Origin of the sequence: Chryseobacterium panacisoli, assembly GCF_008274625.1 — a bacterium.
Lineage (GTDB): Bacteria > Bacteroidota > Bacteroidia > Flavobacteriales > Weeksellaceae > Chryseobacterium > Chryseobacterium panacisoli.
The window spans coordinates 70,473-87,108 of the sequence record NZ_VTRU01000009.1 but is presented as its reverse complement, the minus strand read 5'-3'; the positions used below and the strand labels follow the sequence as shown (position 1 = coordinate 87,108).

At 35.1% G+C, this 16,636-nt stretch carries 18 protein-coding genes; 10 read left to right on the top strand and 8 right to left on the bottom strand.

The features are described 5' to 3' along the window. Positions 1-54: 54 nt before the first annotated feature. The 4 genes from FW781_RS21870 to FW781_RS21855 all read right to left on the bottom strand — a co-directional run bounded on the left by FW781_RS21870 (position 55) and on the right by FW781_RS21855 (position 3,848). Positions 55-828: a ParA family protein gene (locus FW781_RS21870; RefSeq protein ID WP_149389364.1), complete on the bottom strand. Its 774-nt coding sequence runs from the start codon at positions 826-828 to the stop codon at positions 55-57. 164 nt (positions 829-992) lie between these two features. Next, entirely contained in the window at positions 993-1,835 is an 843-nt protein-coding gene (locus FW781_RS21865) for an energy transducer TonB (protein WP_149389363.1), read from the bottom strand. Positions 1,836-2,085: 250 nt separating this feature from the next. Further along, on the bottom strand, positions 2,086-2,373 hold the full coding sequence (locus FW781_RS21860; RefSeq protein WP_149389362.1) for a hypothetical protein: 288 nt from the start codon (positions 2,371-2,373) through the stop codon (positions 2,086-2,088). A gap of 188 nt (positions 2,374-2,561) precedes the next feature. Further along, on the bottom strand, positions 2,562-3,848 hold the full coding sequence (locus FW781_RS21855) for an adenylosuccinate synthase (RefSeq protein ID WP_047380949.1): 1,287 nt from the start codon (positions 3,846-3,848) through the stop codon (positions 2,562-2,564). A 178-nt stretch (positions 3,849-4,026) separates the two neighbouring features. Between FW781_RS21855 and FW781_RS21850 the strand changes: the two genes are divergently transcribed. From FW781_RS21850 to FW781_RS21835, 4 genes are all read left to right on the top strand, one after another. Continuing rightward, complete coding sequence (locus FW781_RS21850; RefSeq protein ID WP_149389361.1) at positions 4,027-4,611, top strand: hypothetical protein; 585 nt, start codon at positions 4,027-4,029, stop codon at positions 4,609-4,611. Between the two features lie 13 nt (positions 4,612-4,624). Next, on the top strand, positions 4,625-5,548 hold the full coding sequence (locus FW781_RS21845; RefSeq protein WP_149389360.1) for an alpha/beta fold hydrolase: 924 nt from the start codon (positions 4,625-4,627) through the stop codon (positions 5,546-5,548). Between the two features lie 54 nt (positions 5,549-5,602). Further along, positions 5,603-6,148, top strand: coding sequence for an AAA family ATPase (locus FW781_RS21840; RefSeq protein WP_149389359.1), 546 nt, complete (start codon positions 5,603-5,605; stop codon positions 6,146-6,148). A 91-nt stretch (positions 6,149-6,239) separates the two neighbouring features. Then, positions 6,240-6,758 (top strand): HEAT repeat domain-containing protein, encoded by a 519-nt coding sequence (locus FW781_RS21835; protein ID WP_149389358.1) that lies wholly within the window; start codon positions 6,240-6,242, stop codon positions 6,756-6,758. A gap of 229 nt (positions 6,759-6,987) precedes the next feature. Here the strand turns inward: FW781_RS21835 and abc-f are convergent, their stop codons facing one another. Then, on the bottom strand, positions 6,988-8,577 hold the full coding sequence (abc-f, locus tag FW781_RS21830) for a ribosomal protection-like ABC-F family protein (protein ID WP_149389357.1): 1,590 nt from the start codon (positions 8,575-8,577) through the stop codon (positions 6,988-6,990). Between the two features lie 399 nt (positions 8,578-8,976). Here abc-f and FW781_RS21825 point away from each other — a divergent pair, with 399 nt between their 5' ends. The 6 genes from FW781_RS21825 (at position 8,977) to FW781_RS21800 (ending at position 14,328) form a co-directional block, all read left to right on the top strand. Next, positions 8,977-9,531 (top strand): phosphoribosyltransferase, encoded by a 555-nt coding sequence (locus FW781_RS21825; protein ID WP_047420642.1) that lies wholly within the window; start codon positions 8,977-8,979, stop codon positions 9,529-9,531. A 127-nt stretch (positions 9,532-9,658) separates the two neighbouring features. Beyond that, the gene (locus FW781_RS21820) at positions 9,659-10,237 is read left to right on the top strand and encodes an adenylate kinase (protein WP_047374143.1); all 579 of its coding nucleotides are present in this window, start codon (positions 9,659-9,661) and stop codon (positions 10,235-10,237) included. Positions 10,238-10,300: 63 nt separating this feature from the next. Continuing rightward, the gene (obgE, locus tag FW781_RS21815; RefSeq protein WP_149389356.1) at positions 10,301-11,284 is read left to right on the top strand and encodes a GTPase ObgE; all 984 of its coding nucleotides are present in this window, start codon (positions 10,301-10,303) and stop codon (positions 11,282-11,284) included. A 341-nt stretch (positions 11,285-11,625) separates the two neighbouring features. Beyond that, positions 11,626-12,114, top strand: coding sequence for a DUF6438 domain-containing protein (locus FW781_RS21810; protein WP_149389355.1), 489 nt, complete (start codon positions 11,626-11,628; stop codon positions 12,112-12,114). Between the two features lie 92 nt (positions 12,115-12,206). After that, positions 12,207-12,845, top strand: coding sequence for a porin family protein (locus FW781_RS21805; RefSeq protein ID WP_149389354.1), 639 nt, complete (start codon positions 12,207-12,209; stop codon positions 12,843-12,845). Positions 12,846-13,023: 178 nt separating this feature from the next. Further along, a complete protein-coding gene (locus FW781_RS21800) occupies positions 13,024-14,328 on the top strand; it encodes a DEAD/DEAH box helicase (protein WP_149389353.1) in 1,305 nt (434 codons plus the stop codon). 62 nt (positions 14,329-14,390) lie between these two features. Here the strand turns inward: FW781_RS21800 and FW781_RS21795 are convergent, their stop codons facing one another. From FW781_RS21795 to FW781_RS21785, 3 genes are read right to left on the bottom strand one after another with little or no spacing between them, the layout of a single operon-like run. Continuing rightward, entirely contained in the window at positions 14,391-15,152 is a 762-nt protein-coding gene (locus FW781_RS21795; RefSeq protein WP_149389352.1) for a TatD family hydrolase, read from the bottom strand. A gap of 5 nt (positions 15,153-15,157) precedes the next feature. Then, a complete protein-coding gene (locus FW781_RS21790) occupies positions 15,158-15,685 on the bottom strand; it encodes a DUF4269 domain-containing protein (RefSeq protein WP_149389351.1) in 528 nt (175 codons plus the stop codon). After that, the gene (locus FW781_RS21785; RefSeq protein WP_149389350.1) at positions 15,686-16,636 is read right to left on the bottom strand and encodes a GSCFA domain-containing protein; all 951 of its coding nucleotides are present in this window, start codon (positions 16,634-16,636) and stop codon (positions 15,686-15,688) included.

The following is a 16,636-nucleotide window of genomic DNA, read 5'->3' as shown; positions in this document are numbered from 1 at the left end:
ATGATGTTTAACAAGTGATGACCAGCATACACTTATTGGCCATTTATTATTAATTTAATTCTTTATTAAGTTTTCGTTCCTCAAAAGAACTTCTTCAGCTAACTGAATATACTGAACAGCTCCTTTACTTTCTGCATCATAATTCAGGATACTTTCCCCGAAACTTGGTGCTTCACTCAATCTTACGTTTCTGCTGATAATAGTTTCAAAAACCATTTCCGGGAAGTGCAGGTTTACTTCTTCCACTACCTGATTGGATAATCTCAATCGGCTGTCATACATCGTAAGAAGAAGACCCTCAATTCCAAGATCTTTATTATGGATTTTCTGAACGTTTTTAACGGTATTCAAAAGTTTCCCAAGTCCTTCTAATGCAAAATACTCACACTGGATTGGAATAATTACAGAATCTGCTGCAGTAAGAGCATTTACTGTAATAAGACCTAAACTCGGTGCACAGTCGATGATAATGTAATCATAATCGTCTCTTACACTAGCCAGTGCTTTTCTCAGCATATACTCACGGTCTTCCTTGTCTACCAATTCAATTTCAGCAGCTACCAGGTCAATATGTGACGGGATAATATCCAGATTCGGAGTTGCTGTTCTTTTGATACAAACTCTTGTTTCTGCACTATGCTCCAGTAGATTATAGGTGGAATACTGAACATCTTCAACACCCAAACCGGATGTAGCATTTGCCTGAGGATCAGCATCAATGATTAATATTTTTTTTTCCAATACTCCTAATGCTGCTGCCAAATTTACAGCGGTGGTAGTTTTACCAACACCTCCTTTTTGATTAGCAATACCTATGATTTTTGCCATTATTAGAACTTTAAGTTTCAAAAATACACTTTTTTCTTTGCTCTCGGTGAGTGGGGAAAATCAAAATTGAGTTAAAATATTGTTAATAAGCAATTTAGCAATAAAAAAAATTATCCACAAAAAAAAATCTTTGTGGATAACTATTTGAAATGTGTTTTTCCGTATTAATTATCAAACTTCATTGAGATAGGAAATTTGAAATAACTTCTTACGAATTCTCCTTTTTTGTTTTTGGCCGGGATCCATTTTCCTTTGCTTGAGATGTTTTTAATTGTTCTCATGGCCTCATTGTTAAATTCGGCGTTGGTTCCATTAGCTTTTACCCCTGAGATGGTTCCGTCCATTTCTACAATAAAGGTAACTGTCGTTTTCACAACATCTTCTGATTCAAATCCTGAACCGTCGAAGTTGTTCATTACTTTATTTCTGAAGGAGTCTATTCCTCCTGTGAAATTAGCTTCTACACTTAATTCCGTTTCAATCTTTTTAGGATCAGCTTTTTCAACTACCGGATCAGCTTTTACAGCTGGTGGCCCATCACCTCCTATAACTCGAGGAACAATTGGAATATAGCTTGTAGTCGGAGTCTCTTTACCTTCAGATGTTTCTGTGCTTGCTACTGCATTAGTTTTATCCACAACTTGTTTTTCATTGGTAACAATAGCTTTAGGCTCTGGTAATCTGTCATCATAAGTTTTTACTGCGGGAGCCGGTGGCGTTGGTTTTACAATTTGTACAGGAGGATCTTTCGGCTTTTCTACATCTTGAATCTCAATTACATGTGGAAGGTTATATATAGTTCCTGTAGGTACTTCTGCAGGTTTAAATGCAGAAAGCACAAATGGTGTAATGGATACTGCTGCCATTAAACTTGCTCCGATAAAAAGCGCTTTGGTTAATATTCGATCTGATTCGTTTCTTAATGCATAGGCACCATATTCTTTATTGCGGTGCTCAAAGAGAACTTCGTTAAAACGAAATTCCTGGTTTTGATTATGTTGTTTCATCACTACTACTTTTTAAACTGTTAAAAATTTTGATTATTAGTTTGGTTAGCTCTTATCGATAAGCAATGTTGTAATATCAAAACATCTGCCAAAATTTTAGCAAAACAACATAATATTAGAAAATTTTATGATAATGTTTGAATTTTAACATTTTTAAATAGAAAATTTACACAGAAAAACAGGACTGTTTCTTATGAAAATAAATAAGAACAACAAAACACAAACAACAGAGGATTAGCTTAGTAAGAGATTATATAAGCAGTAAAAGAAGAGTTAGCGGTATTAATAATCCCAAAGCATTAATCATAATGAGAATAACAGAACTGATCTTTGTTTTTGAATAACTTTTAGAGGCAAAATAGATTGCCCCTATACTAAAAATCAAACTGCAGGCAATAAACAGAATCAATAAGAAATTTGAACTTACACTGAATGGCAAGCCTAAGTAAACAATAATCAAAACAGCATATGCAATGGTAAAATATAAACTGATCACAATATTGTCCAGAAAGCGTTGTGGTATTTTATTTTCTTCCATTATTCTTTTTCTTATTTATATTTTATGTATTAAAACAAAAGTATACAAAAATTCAAAACCGGAATGACCCCACCAAAAATCTTTTAAGTTGTGATTGTTGTACTCCTTCAGCAAAAAAACAAATAGATTAAAACAAAAAAAGAGACCATCAAGCGACAGTCTCTTTTTTATTTAATAGTCTAAGAATATTAGAATAATTCTTTTCTGATGATGTTCTGACTTCTTTCAGGACCTACAGAAACTAAGTATACATTAATTCCTAAATATTTCTCAATAAACTCGATGTATTTCTGAGCAGTATCAGGAAGTTCATCATAGCTTCTTGCTTTTGTAATATCTTCGCTCCAACCTGGTAAATCCTGGTAGATTGGTTCGTAGTTGTACAATTTTTCTGTAGATGAAGTGAAGTAATCAATAATTTTTCCATCTTCAGTTTTGTAATGTGTTACTACTTTCAGGTTTTCAATTCCTGTAAGAACGTCAAGCTTAGTGATCACAAGATTGTTGATTCCGTTGATCATACAAGCATGCTTTAAAGAAACAAGGTCTAACCAACCTGTTCTTCTCGGTCTACCTGTAGTGGCTCCGAATTCACCTCCGATCTGTCTGATTTTTTCACCCAGTTCGTTATCTAATTCTGAAGGGAAAGGACCGTTTCCAACTCTTGTACAGTATGCTTTAGCTACTCCAATAAGGTTTTGAAGGGATGTTGGTGGAACTCCTGCTCCTGAACACACACCTCCTGTAGATGGAGAAGATGAAGTTACGTATGGATATGTTCCGAAGTCGATATCAAGCATTAATGCCTGTGCTCCTTCGAATAATACATTCTTACCATCTCTGATCGCCTCGTTCAGTTCCAATTCAGTATCAACGATTCTGTCCTGAAGTTGTTTTCCGATTTCTAAATATTCATTGTAGATTTCTTCAACGTCCAAAGTTGGTTTTCCGTAATATTTTTCAAAAAGAGAATTTTTAACTTTTAAGTTTTTCTCAATTTTATCTCTTAAAATTTCAGGATTTAAAAGGTCTACCATTCTGATCCCGACTCTTGCAATTTTATCTTCATAACAAGGTCCGATTCCTTTTTTGGTAGTTCCGATCTGAGTTCCTCCGTGTTCCTCTTCACGGTAAGTATCCAAAAGGATGTGGTAAGGCATGATGACATGCGCTCTTCTGCTGATAAAGATGTGATCTGTTCTCAAGCCTTTGCTCTCGATCTGACCAACTTCTCTAATAAAAGATTTAGGGTTTACCACTACTCCGTTCGCAATGATACATTTCCCTTTGCATTGAAGAACTCCTGAAGGAAGAAGGTGCAAAACGAATTTTTCTTCACCTACATAAACCGTGTGACCAGCGTTATCTCCACCCTGGAAACGTACTACATAGTCCGATTTTGCTGATAAAACATCCGTGATTTTTCCTTTGCCTTCATCTCCGTACTGAAGACCTACAACTACATAAGTTGACATATTTTACTTTTGTTTTTAGATTCGTGCAAAATTACTTTTAAAAAAAATGACGGCCAAATTCTAGAGGATATTTATTTTGAGTTAGGGTGAAAATCATGAGGTTAATATGACTCCATTTCTATTATTTTTACTTTCATGCCTATATAAAATGGATTATATTTACTCTAAAATATTTAAAATGAAATTTAAAATTCTGATTCTACTTTTAACAACACCTCTGCTTTATGTAAACGCTCAAAATAAAGTGAGTGATTATCTAAATGTACCAGGTCCTATTAAATTGAATCAAAAAGAATATACTCTTGTCTGGAGTTCACATCCTAATGAAAATTATTTCAAACAAGAATATTTAAGCTCCAATGAAAATGTCAATAAATACAACAGTATGGTTTTAATTGACTTCATAAAGGGTGACTTCAATCTTAAGGATATTGTTGATCAAAAAGTAACTGAACTTCAGGAGATGAAAAAAAACAACCCTGTTGTCAATTATCAGATTCTTGAAAACAATGGAGAGTATATTTTAGATTTTCTTATTAGTGAAAATTCAAAGGACGGAAAAGAAATATTGATTGCTGAACGAAATATTTACCGTTATAAACTTATTAATGAGGGTAAAAACAAAGGTATTTTTCTTTTTGCAATGAGTGAAAGAGGATATCCGGAAAATATGGATACTTTCTTTAATAATCTAAAATCCAATTCTACTCAATTAATTGAAACTGTTGGAAATTATAAACTTCCAAACATTGAAATAAAATAATATTCCAATTGCTATGATCTCATCCCAAACATCAGCATACCTACCCTCAAAAATAAACAGTGAGTCTCAGCTTTTCCACACCATATTTTCCCCGGAAACAGTAAAAGCCACCCTTCTCATTGTTCATGGCATGCAGGAACACAGTGGAAGATATGGAGAGATTGCAGAATATTTTGCAGCTCATGGGATTGCTGTATTGACGTATGATCATCTGGGACATGGAAAATCTGTCAAAGAGAAAAAGGATATTGGTTTCTTTCAGCTTGAAAAACCGGATGAAAGGCTTGTAGCGGATGCAGAAATGATGGCGGATTATCTTGCAGAGCAATATCCGGATGTTCCGCATTTTATTTTGGGCCATTCTATGGGATCATTTATTACACGCTGTCTTCTTCAAAAAGCAAGCAATAAGTTTGCAGGAGCTGTCATTACGGGAACCGGCGGACCTTTAGCAGAAATTAATATATTAAGAGGTTATTTGTCATTAGCTAATACCGTTGCACCTCATCATCGTACTTTTTTGAATTCTGTGTTCACGAACGTTAATAATAAACATTTTAAAAAAGATAAAGATTTCGGCGATACCAGCTGGCTGAGTGTAAATTCTAACAACAGAAAAGCTTTTGAGCAGGATGAGCTTTGTGGAATTCCGTTCACTCATAATGCTTTTTATACTTTATTTACTATTTATAAAAAAGCGACAGCGAGAAATTGGGCTGCTCCTATTTCTAAGTCATTTCCTTTTCTGTTTGTAAGCGGACAGAATGATCCGATAGGTGACTTTGGAAAAGGAGTTATGCATACAGTCGATAATTTAAAAGCTGATGGCTTTCAGAATGTGGAAGTAAAGATCTATCCGGAAATGCGTCATGAGATTTTAAATGAGGAAATACGAGAAGAGGTATTGAAGGAAATTGATGACTGGATTTCAAAATAGAAAGAATCTCTCGCAAATTTTGCAGATTTCGCGGATGTAATACACTTAAAAATCATGAGAATACATATTTTCGGAGCATCGGGTTCCGGAGTGACCACTTTAGGAAAAGCTTTGTCTGAAGAACTCCAAATTGAATACTTTGACAGTGATGATTTTTTCTGGCTTCCAACACCAATCCCTTTTACAGAAAGACAAAACCCTGAAACGAGAAATTCAATTGTTTCGGAAAAACTTCATACTTCTGAAAACTGGACTTTTGGTGGCTCAATCATTCATTGGGGTGAAAATGTATTTCCGACATTTGACCTGATTATTTTCCTCTATCTCCCTCCCGAAATCAGAATGGAAAGGCTGAGAAAAAGAGAATATGAAAGATATGGAGACGAAATTATTACCAATCCGGAAAGAGCAGAAAAATTTCAGAAGTTTATGGATTGGGCTAAAGATTATGATCACCATACGGGTATTGCCAACAGAACTTTGAAAACCCATTTGGAATGGCTGTCTGCAATGAATACTCCTTTGATTGAGCTTTCAGGAGATTATGACCTGCCTCAAAAGATGGACATTATTCTGAATACAATAAAACAGGCTATATAGAGATTGCTTCGCTTTGCTCGCAATGACATTGATTATGCTACTTTCAAAAGAATTGCTATTTTAGGACACTTAAAAAAAATAATCAATCACCGTGACTATAGAAGAACTTATAAAAGACAAGACTGTAAAATCAAAAGAAAAGGTAGACATCATCAGCAAATGGATTATTGATGCTTCTTTACCTACTGATGAATTAATTGCTTTCGCTGAAAAATCAAAAGATCCTGTAAAGGCAACCTGCGTAGAAGCCTTGGAATATGCTACAAAACAGAATTCCAATCTAGCGGATGAAACCGTATTTTCATTTGTTACCCAAACCCTTACTGAAAAAGCACCCAGAATAAAATGGGAAAGTGCCAAAGTAATAGGTAACACAGCTCATTTATTCCCTGAAAATCTGGATCCAGCTATTTCTAATTTGTTAGTGAATACGGAACATGAAGGAACTGTAGTACGATGGAGTGCAGCATTTGCATTAGGTGAAATTTTGAAACTGAAGACTAAGCATAATACGACTCTACTTCCAGCTCTTGAAAATATCAGTGAGAAAGAAGAGAAAAACAGTATTAAAAAGATTTATCTGGATGCGATTAAGAAAACAAAGAAATAATCTTTTTTTCATATAAAAATAAAAAACCTGGAAATCAATTTCCAGGTTTTTTATAATAGGTTTTGGCTAAAGCCAATGGATTCTTATTCTATATTTTAAAGACGGGCCAAAGCCCGTCCCTATTGAATACCAACTACATTATTCATTCGCAGAAAATAAATAATTAGCATTTCGCAGAAACCTCATAATATTTAGATTCCTACGGAATGACAAAGTATGAATACAGTTCTTAATCCAACAAAACCTCACTATTCACACCAATCTCTTTCAGAAAAACTTCGTCGTGGGAAATCACCAGCAATGTTCCATGATAGTCTTTAATGGAATTGGTGAGAATTTCTATATTCTGGAGATCAAGATTATTGGTAGGTTCATCAAGGATGATCATATCCGGGGCTTTATTGCTGATGGAAAGTCCGCAGAGAAGCAGGCGCAAACGTTCTCCTCCACTCAGCATACCACATTTCTTGTTCCAGGTATCTTTCCAAAACAAAAATCTTGACAATAATGTTTTCACTTCGGATTCCTGTATTGCACTGTCATTAAAGGTCTGAACAAAATCATAAAGCGTTGAGTCCTGATCAATCAGAGAATATTCCTGATCAATATAAATAGTGTTGAATTCCGTCTTGGTTATTTTCCCTTCCGAAGGTTTAATATTTCCCAGCAGAAGCTTGATCAGCGTAGTTTTTCCTGAGCCATTCTGACCTTTGATTGAAATTCTTTCCCCACTTCGGATCTCAAGGTTGAAATTTTCTTTCCATAGATTTCCATTTCCATAATTGAAGTTCATATCATCAGCAGTAATTAAAATCTTCCCTGAATGCAGACTGGAATCATTAAAGTTCACTTTCATCTGTTCAGAATTCTTTAAGGAGGAGCGCAGATCTCTCAGCCCCTCTGAAATCCCACTGATTTTCTCTGCATGTACACTTTTCAGTTTTGAACTATTTTTTTCAGCATTATTCCGAAGCGTATTCATCATAATGCGTGCAACTCCGGATTTTTCCTGCTTTTGCTTTCCTTTTGCGTCCAGTTTCTGTTTTCGTTCCAGTGTTTCCCGTTCTTTTTCTTTTGCTTTTTTCAGCGCCCGTTCTTTTGCATGGATGTCATTATGCAAAGCTTCTTCCTCCACTTCTTTTTGCTCTGCATAGAAATCATAGTTCCCGCCATATGCAGTAATTCCCTGATTGCTTAATTCAAAAATGGTATCAACAAGATTCAGTAAAGTCCGGTCGTGGCTTACAATTATTACTGCTGCATCTGTTTTATCAATAAGGTCATACAATAACTTTCTTCCTTCAAGATCCAGATGATTGGTGGGTTCATCCAAAATGATAATATCAGGCTGGCTGATCTGGATTCCGGCAAGAAAAACCTTTGTCTTCTGGCCGCCACTTAAACCTTCCAGTGTTTGATTTAGATCAAAATTGTCAAGTCCCCAATGCTCCAATGCCTGCTGGCAGCGCTCTTCAATATCCCAGTCGTCATTGAGTATTTCAAAAAAAATTTCATCCACTTCTCCATTGGTAATTTTTTGGAGAGCATTCAGTTTCTGATCTATTTTAAGACATTCAGCAATGGTAAGATGGTTAAAGTTCCCAAATATCTGAGGAACATAGAAAATATCGCCGAGAATATTAATATTGCCCTCTAAAGGCTGTATTTCACCCGCGATTATTTTCAGCAGGGTTGATTTTCCCATACCATTACTTCCCACCAATGCAGATTTGGTTTGAGACTGTATTGTTAAATTGATATGATTAAATAGAAGATTTCCTCCCGGAAACCCAAAGGATATATTTTGTAGTAAAATCATGATTTCTTTCTTAAAAAATGGTTGAATACCAGTAACATCTTCGTTACTGTTTTTATTGAATCTGAAAGAAATGATATCCTACATGTCCGTATTTTGGATTTTGAAAGAACAAAGATACTCATTTTCTGCAATATCCATTTTTCCAATAATTATCAGGATATTTATCATCTCTTTTTTCTTCCATATTTAAACACAAGGCATTTATTCTCTGCCAAAGAATTCATTTTTCTAAGGTTATACCTTTCTATGTCGTTCAATCATTTATACTTATTCTTATTTAAACAGGCTTCATCATGATACTCCAATCTATCATCCCGAAAGCGCCAAACTTTCAAACTCATAAAAACAGGAAAGTATTTTAATCAAAAATCCGTAACTTTGCCTCCTACTAAAAATTTTATGGAAAGCATTAAAGTTCACGACAAAACTTTCGTTCCTTATTTAAAGGATGCCGAAATTCAGGAAATTGTAAAAGAGACAGCGTTAAGAATTTATGAAGATTATAAAGATGAAGTGCCTGTATTCATTGGCGTTTTAAATGGGGTGGTGATGTTCTTCTCAGATCTTTTAAAATATTACCCGGGGGAATGTGAAATTGCCTTCATTCAAATGAGTTCTTATGTAGGAACTGAATCTACAGGGATTGTTTATCAGAAAATGGAACTTACCAAAGATGTAAGAGACCGTCACATCATTCTTGTAGAAGATATCGTAGATACAGGAAACACGGTTGAGAGTCTTTTCAAATATTTCAAGGAAACACAACGTCCGAAATCCGTAAAACTGGCCAGTTTCTTACTGAAACCTGAGATTTACAAGAAAGATTTCAAGCTGGATTATATCGGAAGGGAAATTCCGAACAAATTTGTACTTGGATACGGACTTGATTATGATGAATTGGGAAGAAACCTACCTAATTTATATCAATTGGAAGACGGACAAATCAACCATTAATTATTGTCATTAGCTACCGGCTATTGGCTGTTAGCTTTAAAACTTAATCGAAATAAAAGTAAAATATTAACTTAAAAAAGCTAAAAGCCAACAGTGTATTACTAACGGCTGGAAGCGTATCAACATTATGATAAACATTGTTCTGTTCGGCCCTCCAGGAAGTGGAAAAGGAACACAAGCTCAGAATCTAATCGAAAAATTCAATTTAAAACAGGTTTCAACAGGTGATCTTTTCAGATACAATATGAAAAATGACACTGAACTTGGAAAACTGGCTAAGTCATACATCGATAAGGGAGAATTGGTTCCGGATCAGGTAACAACAGATATGCTGATCGACGAGATCAAAAAACCTACTGATACCAACGGTTTTATTTTTGATGGATATCCAAGAACAACGGCTCAGACAGAAGCTTTGGAAACCATCGTTAAGGAAGTACTGAATGACGATATTGATATCTGTCTTTCATTGGTAGTAGAGGATAAAATTTTGGTTGAAAGACTTCTGAAAAGAGGTGAAACCAGCGGAAGATCAGACGACAGCAATGTAGAGATCATCGAAAACAGAATTAAAGAATATTATACTAAAACAGCAGAAGTTGCCGAGCTTTATAAGCAGCAGGGTAAATATGTAGAGGTAAACGGTGTTGGAGAAATTGATGAAATTTCCCAAAAACTTTTCGCTGAAGTAGAGAAAATTAAATAATCGGGATACGGGTGCGGGATAGAAAATTTCGTCCCGTAGCCTGCAACTCGCAACACAAACTATATGTCTAACTTTGTAGATTACGTAAAGATCCATTGTAAAAGCGGACACGGAGGTGCTGGTTCTGCCCACCTTCGCCGTGAAAAGTATATCCCTAAAGGTGGTCCTGACGGTGGCGACGGAGGTCGTGGCGGACACGTCATCATGAGAGGAAATGCTAATGAATGGACTTTGCTTCCACTTCGATACACCCGTCACATAAAAGCAGAACGGGGTGAAAACGGAGCAAAAAACCAGCTGACCGGAGCTGACGGTTCTGATATTTATATCGATGTTCCTATTGGGACCATTGCTAAAAATGAGGAGGGTGAAATTATCGGAGAAATCCTTGATGACAAGCAGGAAATCATTTTGATGCAGGGAGGAAAAGGAGGAAAAGGAAACGAACATTTCAAATCTTCTACCAATCAGACCCCAAGATATGCTCAACCCGGAATGGATGGTGAAGAAGGCTATGTTGTCTTTGAGCTTAAAATTTTGGCCGATGTAGGACTTGTTGGGTTTCCAAATGCTGGAAAATCTACACTTTTAGCATCTGTTTCTGCAGCAAAACCAAAAATTGCCAATTACGCCTTTACCACTCTGACTCCTAACCTTGGAATTGTAGATTACAGAAATTACAAGTCTTTTGTAATGGCTGATATTCCGGGAATTATTGAAGGAGCAGCGGAAGGAAAAGGCTTAGGACACAGATTCCTGAGACATATTGAAAGAAACTCTATCCTGTTATTTTTAATTCCTTCTGATTCTGAAGACCACTATCAGGAGTTTAAGATTCTGGAAAATGAGCTGAAGGAATACAATCCTGAACTTTTAGATAAGGATTTCATTGTTTCCGTTTCAAAATCTGACCTTTTGGATGATGAACTGAAAAAAGAAATCTCAGCAGAGTTTCCGGAGAACAAGCAGCCGCTGTTCTTCTCAGGAGTTACCGGAGAAGGCCTTATGGAACTGAAAGATGCCATCTGGAAGCAATTGCACGGATAGAAAAAACATTGATTCACCAGTTTTATTTTAAAATGGAACTGCAACATACAAAAACAGCCTCAGATTTTCTCTGAGGCTGTTTTGTATAAAATTAACTCTATTTCTTTTAGACAATATTTTAAACCATTAAGTAGGATTTAAGAAATAAAGTATAGTTAAGTAAATCATTCCGATTCTTAAGTATAAAGCGGAGTTCATCTTCATATTCTTAACACCTTAATACAATCTTAATGGTTCAAATAAAAGGTTAAGCAGATTCTCCATTTATATTTAACATAAAAACAAAGGAAGGTTTTTATCTTTTGGAACAATTATTGGGAGAATCTCCGAAATTTTAAACTATGAAATATTTACTAGGTCTTTGCGCATTTGTATTTTTATTTTCGTGTACTTCTCAGAAAGTAAATTCAAAATATTCTGCTATTGAATATGAGGCTACTCCCTGTTTCGGATTCTGTCCTGTTTTTAAAATGACAATCAGTCCGGACAGAACTGCAGTTTTTGAAGCGGAACATTTTAATTTTAATGATAAACCTTCAAAAGATGAGTTTTCCAAGCCTCGCGAAGGAACTTTTAAAGGGACAATCAAGGAAGAGGATTACAATAGATTAATCAGTTTGCTGGACGGGCTCAATGTAAAAAGCCTAAACGACAAATATGGTGAACGAAACATTACCGATCTTCCAACCTCTTATTTAAGAATCAAATTTGCTGACGGAGCTTCAAAAAACATTGAAGACTACGGAAAAAACGGAAGTGAAAAGCTTTCAGAAGTATATAAATTTTTTGAAAACTTAAGAAAGAACCAACAATGGAATAAGGTGAAATAGTTTCACTAAAATATTTAAATTATCTTTGCCACAGTAATTCCTTCATTTGGAGGAATTTTTTTTTGTAAAATTAGTAACCATTTAAAATAAACATGAAGAAGAACATTTTTTTCCTTGCAGTATTTGCTTTCTCAGCACTATTGAATGCACAAGAAAACCAAAAAAATCCGACATCTATGAGCTTTGGGGTAAAAGGAGGATATTCCTTATCCGATATGAAGTTTTTTGGAACTGGACTGGATTCAAAATCCTATTTCTATGCAGGTATCGTAGCAGAACAACCTTTATCCTCTAAATTTGGTTTGCAGGCTGAATTACTGTATACTCAATTGGGTGGTAAAGATGCTTATCCCTGGTATGAGTTGGTGGGCAATGAAGTGATAAACATGGGTAATATGAACTTTGATTACAAATTCAATCAGATACAGGTTCCTGTTTCAGTAAAATACTATATTGTTCCACAGCTTTCTGCATCTGCAGGAATCAACTTAGGGTTTAACATATCATCCAAAGTAAAAATGGATAATCTTTTTGATGAGTCAGAAACCCACAATTACGAATCTTTAAAAACCTTGAATTTATTTCCTTTCCTGGGTGCAGAATATAAGATTAATGAAAAGTTTTTTGTGGATGCCAGGTACAATTTCAATTTTATAGAAATGAATAAAAGCAATGCCGTTCCTATTAAAATTGGATTTCTGCAGACTGGCGTAGGATATAAATTTAAATAAGACTTCAGACATTTAATAGAAAAAAATGGCGGCTCATATTTGGGTGGCCATTTCTTTTTCCACTAGTAAATAAGTCTAAAAAAGTGGAATAAGATACTTAAAAATATTTAAACTACCTTTGCAGAATGTAATTCTTTCAGACTGAAGGAATTTTTATTTAAATTTTAAAATAATTCATTTGAATTTTACAGACTTAAACTTAATAGAACCTATTGCAAAAGCAATTCAGGAGCAGGGATACACGACTCCCACTCCTATCCAGGAAAGATCGATTCCTGATATATTAGAGGGCAGAGATTTTTTAGGCTGCGCGCAGACAGGAACTGGTAAAACAGCTGCTTTTTCTATTCCTATTCTACAGAATTTATCCAAAAATAAAATTCCCAATAAACATATAAAAGCATTAATCCTTACTCCAACCAGAGAACTGGCCATCCAGATTGAGGAAAATATTAATGCTTACGGTAAATACCTTCCATTAAAGCAACTTGTAATTTTCGGAGGGGTAAAACAAGGAAATCAGGAAGCTGCTTTGAGAAAAGGAGTTGATATTCTGGTAGCAACACCAGGAAGGCTTCTTGACTTTATTGCCCAGGGCATTATCAGTTTAAAAAATCTTGAGATCTTTGTTCTTGATGAAGCAGACAGAATGCTGGATATGGGATTTGTACATGATGTAAAAAGAATCATCAAACTTTTACCTCAGAGAAGACAGACTTTATTCTTTTCTGCAACAATGCCGAATGAAATCCAGAAACTGGCTAATTCTATCCTGAATAATCCGGTAAAAGTAGAAGTAACTCCGGTTTCTTCTACCGCAGATACCATTAAACAGTCTGTTTATTTTGTAGAAAAAGATAACAAACTGAATTTATTAACTCATATTCTTGAAAATGATATTTCAGATTCGGTACTGGTATTTTCAAGAACGAAGCATGGTGCAGATAAGATTTCCAGAAAACTTCAGAAAGACAATATTTCTGCAGAAGCGATTCATGGTAATAAATCTCAGAATGCGAGACAAAATGCGTTGAATAATTTTAAATCGGGAAAAACAAGAGTTCTTGTAGCAACAGATATTGCCGCAAGAGGTATTGATATTGATGAATTGAAATTTGTGATCAATTTTGAGCTTTCCGATGTTTCTGAAACCTATGTACACAGAATCGGAAGAACAGGCAGAGCCGGAGCTGAAGGTAATTCTATATCTTTTGTAGACGGACTTGATCTTTTGAATTTAAAGAATACAGAAAAGTTAATCGGAAAGAAAATCCCGATAATCAAAGACCATCCATTCCATACTGATGATTTGGTTGCCCAGAAAAGAGATTCTAATAATAAGCCTATGCATGCGGGTGGTGAGAAACCTAAAACAGCAGGCAATAATAATTCAAGGCCAAATAACAATCGTAAAAAGCCTTCTACAGGAGCTTCAGTAGGATTCAAAAAGCCTAAGAACAAGAATTTCACCAGAAAGAAATAATAAATAAAACCCTTTTCAAAATTGAAAAGGGTTTTTGTTTGTCTTATAGTTGAGAACTTTTGTTACTGAAAAAGATTCTTTGCATTTTCTGTAGTAATGCGGTCTATCTCAGAGAAATCTTTCCCATAAATATCTACCAGCTTACCAGCTACCAGATCAAGATAGGAACTTTCATTTCTTTTTCCTCTGTGGGGAACCGGCGCCAGATAAGGAGAATCTGTTTCCAGAACAATTTTATCCAATGGAATCTCACTCAGAAACTGGTCTATTTTTCCATTTTTAAAGGTGACTACACCACCAATTCCTAAAATAAAATTAAGATCAACGGCATGCTGTGCCTGTTCCAGATTTCCTGAAAAGCAATGGAAAATCCCTCTCAGCTTTGGGTGTTTTTTTCTTTCCAGCACTTCAAATGTCTCATCAAAGCTCTCTCTTGTATGAATCACAATGGGAAGGTCTTTTTCTATCGCCCAGTCAATCTGCTGTTCAAAAGCTTTCACCTGAATATCCAGTGTTGTTTTATCCCAATACAGATCAATCCCGATCTCTCCTATTGCTGGAAAATGTCTCTGTTCGAGATAATTTTTTACAATTTCAAGTTCTTTTTCCCATGATTCCGGTTTTACATAACAAGGATGTAATCCCATCATTGAAAAAATCTGTCCCGGATATTCTGTTTCCAGCTGCAGCATCTTCTCATGGGATTCAGAATCAATGGCAGGAAGATAGAATTCTGTAATTCCTTTATCTAAAGCCCTTTGAATAGCTTCTTTTCTGTCTTCATCAAATTCTTCTGCGTACAGATGTGTATGTGTATCAATCATTTTATTTAAAATTTCAATAGATCTTCGTAAGGATTTTCAAGCCCCAGCAATATTCCGAAAGCAGGTTCTGTCTTTACTCCTTGTTTCTTAAGTTCTATTATTTTTTGTTTAAATTCTTCTCCTTTTTCCTGTAATATTTTGTATTCAGCAACCATATGAAGATATGCGTTTTGCTGTGTTGTAGGCTTATTTTGTCCGAAAATTTCAATGGGAAATTCTTCCAGCATAAAGTTTAATGTAATGCATTTTTCGCCATTTATGATCGGATATTCAACTTTCGTTTCAACATCGTAAGGAATAAACCGGCTAAACATTAAATCATCCAGAAAATCTTCTTCAAATCTTAAATCGACCTCAAAAATAAGATCCAGATCACTTCCTTCTATGTCAATTTCAATGGGAACAGTTCCTGCTAAAATGGGTGAATAATCTTTTAATTTTTCAAAAATCTGATGTTTTGCAAGAACTTCATAAGCTCTTTTCTGCCTTTCATTTCCGGTCTTCAGATAATCAATTTTGGTAAAATCAAGCATTTAAAATATTTTATGTTTTACCTTTTTCCGCTGAATTTCAATTCTTTGATCTAATTTCTCTCTGAATTCTATAAACTTTGGATCTTTCTTGTCACTGGTCTTATGTTCGAGTGCCTTAATAATCTTAAAGTTTTCTTTAATAAAATTCTGGGTATCAACTGAAAAATAAGCATTCCCAAATTTCTCAAAAATATAATTAACCGCCTGTGTGCTAGGATGAATCATGTCTTCTTTATAAAAACGATAGTCCCGCAGGTCATCCATCAAAATCTCATAAACCGGCAGATAATGACAGTCTTCAAAGAGAGAAATAGACTCGTGGATAGCTGTAATTAATTTGGATTTACTTAACTGGTTTTCTACCATTCCATCTTTGGTATGTCTTACAGGGGAAACAGTAAACAGAATCTGTACTCCTTCTTTACAAATGTCTTTAAGGTCAAGAATCGTCTGGTAAATCGAACTCGTAAGCTCCTGATGGGAAAGCAGTCTTTTCTCAAAAAACTTTTGTGGAATTTTGTGACAGTTGGCCACCAGCTTATTTTTGGGAAGAAACTCATAGATAAATGATGATCCGTAGGTAATGATGATCCAGTCGGCTTCCTGAAGAAAGGCATTCCCGGCTTCAATGGCTCCATTTATTTTATCTAAGGTCTGATGAATATACCGGGTATCAAAACTGGTATGATGATCCAGAGAAATATATTCTTCATTATAGGTAATCAGTTCTTCTTCTTCATAAAACGCAGAATCATGTAATCTATTGACAGCGTTATTGATTGAAAAAGGATTAAATATCGTCCCAAAAGGATTATTAAGGGTCTGAAGCTGTCCGTCATGAAGTAAATCAGTCATTTCAGACGCAAAGCATGAACCTATTGAAAATATTTTATCTTCAATCTCAATCTTTTTATCTGATGCAGGAATATCAACTTCTGTTCTGAATTTCAT